The organism is Blautia faecis, from assembly GCF_027662325.1.
Taxonomy (GTDB): Bacteria; Bacillota; Clostridia; order Lachnospirales; family Lachnospiraceae; genus Blautia_A; species Blautia_A faecis.
Genome location: NZ_JAQDKY010000042.1, coordinates 26,139 through 34,016, shown reverse-complemented (window position 1 = coordinate 34,016; position 7,878 = coordinate 26,139). Strand labels below are relative to the sequence as shown.

Below are 7,878 nucleotides of genomic sequence, written 5' to 3'. Positions count from 1 at the left end.
AATTCACATATTTTACTGACACTTAAAATCCACATATTTTACTGAATCAAACTATCATCATCAAAATAATTAATTCTCATAGAAGCCTTTACATCCTTCAGAGTCTCAGCTGCCTTTGCCTCAGCCACCTTACTGCCCTCTCTTAAAATGTCATAAACATCCGGAATACGCTGTTCCCACATTTTACGGCGCTCGCGGATCGGGCCAAGCTCAGCCTGGAGAACGTTGTTCAGGAACTTTTTAACCTTAACATCTCCAAGTCCGCCTCTCTTATAATGGTCTTTCAGCTCGTCCAGGTTCTGATAATCCGGAAGAAATTCCGGGAAGTATTCTGGTTTGCAGAAAGCATCCAGATAAATAAATACCGGGTTGCCATCAACATTTCCCGGGTCCTGAACACGAAGATGATTCGGATCCGTGAACATGGACATAACCTTCTTCTTAACCTCATCTGCCTCATCGGAAAGATAAATGCAGTTTCCAAGAGATTTACTCATTTTTGCCTTACCATCAATACCTGGCAGACGCAGGCACGCCTTGTTGGAAGGAAGTACGATCTCCGGCTCTGTAAGTGTCTCACCATATACTGTGTTAAACTTGTGTACGATCTCTTTGCACTGCTCCAGCATAGGAAGCTGATCCTCGCCAACCGGAACTGCTGTTGCGCGGAAAGCCGTGATATCTGCTGCCTGGCTGATAGGATAGCAGAAGAATCCAACCGGAATGCTGGCTTCGAAATTACGCATCTGGATCTCAGATTTCACAGTAGGGTTACGCTGAACACGGGCCACTGTAACCAGATTCATATAATAGAAGGTAAGCTCTGTAAGCTCCGGAACCATAGACTGGATGAAAATTGTGGATTTCTCCGGATCAATCCCGCAAGCCAGATAATCAAGTGCTACCTGGATAATATTCTGACGAACCTTCTCCGGGTGCTCTGCGTTATCAGTAAGCGCCTGGGCATCCGCGATCATAATATAAATCTCGTCATAATTTCCGGAATTCTGAAGCTTTACACGCTCAGATAAAGAGCCTACATAATGTCCCACATGAAGACGGCCTGTAGGGCGGTCTCCTGTTAAAATTACTTTTTTCATAGTTTGCTACTCCTTATATTCACCGCCATGCCGATCCTTTTTTTAACCAACACAGTTGTACTTATTTATAATCATTTCAGCAAACACTCCCCATTTTTTACATGAATATGCAAAACGCCCAAAGCACATAGACTAACTTTAGTTACTGTTCACTGGTAACATTCCGCGAGGTGTTTTTTGTGAACGGAGTGAACAGTAACTAACTTTATTCATACCAAACTTTATTCATACCATTTGTAATGTTGCTTCAGTTATTAACTGCAAGGCGGGGAAATGCTTCTATTTTTCAATTACAGACTTGCGCGAATTACTTTCGGTCTGCATCCGGCAGTCTCCAGCGCTTTCACGATCTGATTCTTATGGTCTGTACCAAACGCCTCCAAAGTGATCTTCAGTTCTACAGCGGCATTACGGTTTGTGCTTACAAACTGGTTATGATCCAGCTTGATAACATTTCCCTGATTCTCTGCAATAATAGAAGCCACACGTACCAGTTCACCAGGCTTATCCGGGATAAGAACAGATACGGTAAAGATTCTGTCACGCTGGATCAAGCCATGCTGTACTACAGAAGACATGGTAATCACATCCATATTTCCACCACTTAAAATGGATACAACCTTTTTATTCTTGAAATCAAGATGACGAAGCGCAGCCACTGTCAGAAGTCCTGAATTCTCAACGATCATCTTGTGATTCTCTACCATATCCAGGAATGCAACGATCAGCTCATCATCCTCAACCGTGATGATTTCATCCAGATTCTCCTGAATATACGGAAAAATATGAGAGCCCGGAGTCTGAACTGCAGTACCATCTGCAATGGTGTTTACATGGGGCAGTGTAACAACCTCCCCTTTCTCAAGAGAAGCCTTCATGCAGGCTGCACCTGCCGGCTCTACACCGATTACTTTAATATGAGGATTAAGAAGCTTGGCAAGTGTGGATACACCTGTTGCAAGTCCGCCTCCACCGATTGGCACCAGAATATAATCTACAAGAGGAAGCTCCTGAATGATCTCCATAGCAATGGTTCCCTGGCCGGTAGCAACTGCAGGATCATCAAAAGGATGAATAAAGGTATAGCCCTTTTCTTCAGCAAGCTCCAGAGCATATGCACAGGCCTCATCATAAACATCACCATGAAGAATAACCTCTGCGCCATACCCTTTTGTACGCTCTACTTTAATAAGCGGTGTAGTGGTCGGCATTACGATCACGGCCTTCACACCGTATTTGTGTGCCGCATATGCCACACCCTGTGCATGATTTCCAGCGGAAGCTGTGATCAGGCCTTTGCCCCTCTCCTCGTCGGAAAGAGTACTGATCTTATAATAAGCTCCACGCACCTTATATGCACCTGTTCTCTGCATGTTCTCTGGTTTGAAGAAAACCTTGTTTCCAGTGAGTTCAGAGAAATAACTGCTCTTCACCAACTTGGTCTCCTGGGTTACCTGCTTAACTATTTCTGCCGCTTCTTCAAAACTCTCTAATGTAAGCATTTTTATTTTTCCTCCTGTAGTCTGTGGGGTTAGTTTTCATCCGGATGAATGTCAAACAACGCATCCACAAAAGAATTTGCATCGAATTTCTGTAAATCGTCAATGCTCTCACCAACGCCGATATATTTCACCGGAATATCAAGCTCAGACTGGATTGCCACCGCAATACCACCCTTGGCTGTACCATCAAGCTTGGTAAGAATGATACCGGTTACATTCGCCACCTCTGCAAACTGTCTTGCCTGCACAAGTGCGTTCTGTCCTGTCGTTCCATCCAGAACCACCAGAGTTTCCAGATACGCTTCCGGATATTCCTTCTCCAGAATGCGGTAAATCTTGCGAAGCTCTTCCATAAGATTCTTCTTATTATGAAGTCTTCCTGCGGTATCACAGATCAGAACGTCTGCATTGCGAGCCTTGGCTGCTGCCACTGCATCATAGACAACTGATGCCGGGTCTGCTCCATCCTGACCGCCAATGATCTCCACTCCTGCCCGGTTCGCCCACTGGGTCAGCTGTTCCCCTGCCGCTGCACGGAAAGTATCCGCAGCACCAAGAATAACCTTTTTGCCCTGGTCCTTCAGCTTGCCGGCAAGTTTTCCAACGGAAGTTGTTTTTCCAACACCATTGACACCGATCACAAGAATAACGGATTTACGGTTTTCAAACTCGTACTCTGTGCTGTCCACCGTCATCTGCTCCTTGATGGTATCAATAAGAAGCTGCTTGCACTCCTTGGGATCCCTGATATTCCGGATCTCCACCTGGTCTTTTAATTTGTCCAGAATGGCTGTGGTAGCATTGATTCCAATGTCACCCATGATCAGGATTTCTTCCAGTTCCTCATAAAAATCATCATCTATTGTTGAATAGCCGGTGAAAAGAGAATCGAATCCTGCCACAATGTTGTCTCTTGTTTTTGTCAGGCCACTGACAAGTCTTTTAAAAAAGCCCTTCTTTTCCTCTGCCATTTCCTCTCCTCCTTTTACTGCGTAAGCTGGTTTTCCACAAGATCAACGGAAACCAGCGTGGAGACGCCTTTCTCCTGCATGGTAATACCATAAAGTCTGTCTGCGGCATTCATAGTACCACGCCTGTGTGTTATTATAATGAATTGAGTGTTCTTCGTCAACTTCTGAAGATAGCCTGCGAAACGGCCTACATTCGAATCGTCAAGTGCCGCCTCGATCTCATCAAGAAGACAGAATGGCGACGGCTTCAGATTCTGGATTGCAAACAAAAGTGCGATTGCAGTAAGTGCCTTCTCACCACCGGAAAGCTGCATCATATTCTGAAGCTTTTTGCCTGGCGGCTGGGAAATAATACGAATTCCTGCTTCCAGAATGTCCACGTCTTCCTCAAGCTCCAGAGTCCCCTTACCGCCTCCAAACAATTCCTTGAAAGCCTTGTCAAACTCTCTCTGGATATCCTGGAATTTCTCCGTAAACTGTTTACGCATTCCCTCATCCAGTTCCTGGATAATGTTCTCCAGCTGTGCCTCTGCGGTTTTCAGATCCTCATACTGTCCGGAAAGGAAAGCATGACGCTCTGAAATCTCCTTATATTCCTCAATTGCATTTACATTAACGTTACCAAGCTTACGGATTTCATCCTTCACCTGTGCAATTTCTTTCTTCATGGCTTTCAGATCGTTCAGCTCTTCTTTTTTGTACTGAAGGGCATTGTTCGGGGTGATCTCATACTCATTCCACATATAGGAAATCTGAGATTCCCTGTGCTCTTCCAGCTTCTCGATCTGACTTTTCAGACGGTAACACTCTTTGTCCAGAAGTGAAATCCTGCCGGACAGCTGGTCCCGCTTCTCAAAAAATGCCTTGTGGCTGGCATTTTTTTCATCCTTCACACTCTGCCAGCTCTCCATCTGAGCCTTCGCCTTGGTTTCATCCTCTTCCAAAGCCCGGATCACTGCCTCCAGATTCTCTACAGACTGACGCTTTCTCTCATTCTCTTCGACGCCAAGCTCCAGCGTTTCATGAATATCTGCTTCCTCCTGGCGAAGAGCTTCCATCTCATGAGTCAGACGGCCCAGAGTCTCTGCTGCGAAGTTTTCTTTCTGCTGGGCTGTACTTGCTCCCAGGCGAAGAGCCTCCAGTTTCCTGGAAACCTCCTGCTCCTCAGCCCTCCAGGTCTCTAATTCTTCCTGTTTATTCTGGATAAAAGTCTCCAGTTCTTTCTCATCCTGCTCAGAAGCCTTCAATTCTTCGGCAATCTTGCTGTGATCAGCCTCTGCCTCCTCGATCTGACGGCGGATTTCCATCTGCTCTCTCTGAATCTCTCCATAGCCAGCCTGGATTTCCTTTGTCTTGGCTTCTACCTGGTTAATGTTCATCTTCGCCGTATTCTGGGCAACATACTGCTGACGCAGTTTTTCCTGCAGATCTGCAATGGTGTCACGCATAACATTACGCTTGCTTCGATTATCATTAATAGCCGTCTGCATGTCATCCATGTCTTTTTGAAGAGCCTTCACACTGGATTCCAGTTCTTCGATCTCACGGCGGCGGCCAAGAAGGTTGCTGTTATTCTTAAAAGAACCACCTGACATAGAACCGCCCGGACTGAAGGATTCACCCTCCACAGTTACCATGCGAAGACTGTGCCGGTACTTTCGCGCAATGGCAATGGCATTGTCAATGTGATCCACCACAAGCACACGACCCAGAAGATAAGTAGCAAGTCCGGCATACTCCGGACCTGTAGTTACCAGTTCACTGGCAAGCCCGATCACTCCCGGCTCCTGCAGCGCATCCCTCTGGGTAAAACCACTTCTAGTATTGATACTGTTAAGTGGAAGGAACGTAGCACGGCCGAAACGGTTTTTCTTCAGAAATTCAATCATGTGCTTGGCAGTCTGTTCATTGTCTGTGACAATGTTCTGAATACTTCCGCCAAGAGCCGTCTCAATGGCGATCTCATACTCCTTATTTACCTGGATCAGATCTGCTACAACACCCTTAATTCCCGGTACTCGGTCCTTCTGTTCCATTACACGGCGGATACTGTTTCCGTATCCGTCATAGCGCTCTGTAATATTTTTCAAAGATTCCAGCCTGGAAGCCTCACGGTGATATGCGCTCTGGCCGATTTCCATCTGGCCGTTCTGTTTCTTTAATTCATCTGTAATTTTATGTACTTCATTATCCAGGCGCTGACACTCTGCATTCATGTCCTGGATAAGTGTGGTAATTCCCTGAAACTTCTCCTTTGCCCTCTCCAGCTCACTCTGCTGCTGGGCTTCCTCTGTTTTCAAATGAAGCTGTCTCTGACTGATTCCCGCTTTACGGATATCGATCTGCTCCATCATGGTATCGAAACGCTGGGCTTTTCCTTTGGTAGTGGCACGGGTATTGAGAAGCTCGATAATCTCGTTCTTGCCATTCTCCACTGCCTGGGAGCACTCTTCGATCTGTGCCTGAATATTGGAAATCCGGTCCTCTTCTGCCTCCTGGCGCTTCCTTGCTTCCAGAAGAGCTGCATGGAGCTGGGATTTCTCCGCCTCCTGCCTCTCCAGAGATTCCTGACGTTCCTTCAGATCCGCCTCAATGGTCTGCAGACGGCTCTTGTAATGCTCTTCGCTCTGCACTCCGGACAAAATCTGTTCCCGAAGTACCTTGGTCTCACCATCCAGCTGCTGCCTGCGGATTGCCTTATTCTGCGTCTCTTCACGCAGCTGATCCATCTGGGAATTCAACTGTTCCAGTTCCTCTTCCAGACGGTCATATTCCACTTTCGTCTGCTCGTAGGCCTTCTGATTCTCCTCCAGCTCCTCAGCGGCCCTGGTATTCTTGGTATCCAGCTCTTTTAATTCACGGCTGGTCTCCTCGTTTTCCAGAAGAAAACTGTTCACATCCAGTTCCCGCAAAGTGTCTCTTTTGGCAAGATAAATTCTGGCTGTCTCGGACTGGCGCTCCAAAGGGCCCAATTGTCTGGTAAGCTCACTTAAAATATCGGTAACACGCACCAGGTTCGCCTGCTCGTCCTGCAGCTTCTTAATGGTAGTTGCCTTTCTTCGCTTAAACTTTACGATTCCGGCTGCTTCATCAAAAAGCTCACGGCGCTCTTCCGGCTTACCGCTTAAGATCTTATCGATCTGTCCCTGCCCGATGATGGAATAGCCCTCTTTCCCAATACCGGTATCGTAAAACATCTCATTAATATCCTTCAGACGACAGGCACTTCCATTAATAAGATATTCACTTTCACCGGAGCGGTAAAGTCTTCGGGTAACCGTAACCTCATTAAAATCAACCGGAAGCTTGTGATCGCTGTTATCCAGAGTAATGGCAACAGAAGCAAAGCTAAGGGGCTTTCTGGTCTCCGTACCGGAAAAAATAACGTCCTGCATGTTTCCGCCTCGAAGCTGCTTGGCACTCTGTTCTCCAAGAACCCAGCGGACCGCATCACCTACGTTGCTTTTTCCACTGCCGTTGGGGCCAACGATTCCCGTAATTCCATTATGAAATTCGAAATTGATTTTCTGTGCAAAGGACTTAAACCCGTGCACTTCAATATTTTTTAAATACATGTATTCGAATCCTTGTTATTATTTTCTCATCTTCCGGATTGCCTGGTAAGCAGCTTCCTGTTCGGCAGCTTTCTTGGTATGTCCTACTCCGGTACCCATCACATGACCGCTGACAAGCACATCCACGGTAAAGCTTTTATTGTGATCCGGGCCTTCTTCTTTTATCAGATGGTACTCCACAAGATGGGTTCCCTTCTCCTGTACGATTTCCTGCAGGATGGTCTTGCTATCATAAAAGAGCTGTTTATTCTCAAGATCGTTCAGAATGAATTTCAGAACAAACTCCTTTGCGCTAGCAAAACCACCGTCCAGATAGATAGCTCCAAGCAGAGCCTCTGTTGCATCAGAAACAATAGAGTCACGGTTTCTTCCACCGGTCATGTCCTCACCTTTTCCAAGGAGCAGATACTGCGGCAGTCCGAAATCTCTTGCACAATAAGCAAGACTGGGCTCGCAAACCAGGCTGGCTCTCTTCTTGGTCAATTCGCCCTCTGGAATCTGGGTGAATTTCTTATAAAGAAAATCACTGCTGATCAGCTCCAGAACTGCATCTCCAAGAAACTCCAGGCGCTCGTTGCAGCCTGCCTTACCAAGCTTCTTCTCGTTGGCATAAGAACTATGTGTCAGTGCAAGGATCAGAAGGTTTCTATTCCTGAACTCATAACCGATCCGGTTCTCCAATGCTTTTAACTTTTTTTCCATGATAAACTTCCTTCCCTCTGACTAGCTG

Annotated in this window: 5 protein-coding genes; all 5 read right to left on the bottom strand. The window is 46.4% G+C overall.

Annotated elements, in window-relative coordinates; genetic code table 11:
• Positions 1-38: 38 nt before the first annotated feature.
• The 5 genes from trpS to rnc all read right to left on the bottom strand — a co-directional run bounded on the left by trpS (position 39) and on the right by rnc (position 7,850).
• Positions 39-1,100 carry a tryptophan--tRNA ligase gene (trpS, locus tag PGQ38_RS16160; RefSeq protein WP_118578859.1) on the bottom strand — a complete coding sequence of 354 codons (1,062 nt, stop codon included), beginning with the start codon at positions 1,098-1,100 and terminating at the stop codon, positions 39-41.
• A gap of 290 nt (positions 1,101-1,390) precedes the next feature.
• The gene (gene ilvA / locus PGQ38_RS16155; RefSeq protein ID WP_118578861.1) at positions 1,391-2,602 is read right to left on the bottom strand and encodes a threonine ammonia-lyase; all 1,212 of its coding nucleotides are present in this window, start codon (positions 2,600-2,602) and stop codon (positions 1,391-1,393) included.
• Between the two features lie 29 nt (positions 2,603-2,631).
• On the bottom strand, positions 2,632-3,573 hold the full coding sequence (gene ftsY, locus PGQ38_RS16150; RefSeq protein ID WP_118578863.1) for a signal recognition particle-docking protein FtsY: 942 nt from the start codon (positions 3,571-3,573) through the stop codon (positions 2,632-2,634).
• A gap of 14 nt (positions 3,574-3,587) precedes the next feature.
• Positions 3,588-7,148: a chromosome segregation protein SMC gene (smc, locus tag PGQ38_RS16145; protein WP_204452987.1), complete on the bottom strand. Its 3,561-nt coding sequence runs from the start codon at positions 7,146-7,148 to the stop codon at positions 3,588-3,590.
• An 18-nt stretch (positions 7,149-7,166) separates the two neighbouring features.
• On the bottom strand, positions 7,167-7,850 hold the full coding sequence (gene rnc / locus PGQ38_RS16140; RefSeq protein WP_118578867.1) for a ribonuclease III: 684 nt from the start codon (positions 7,848-7,850) through the stop codon (positions 7,167-7,169).
• Positions 7,851-7,878: the final 28 nt, after the last annotated feature.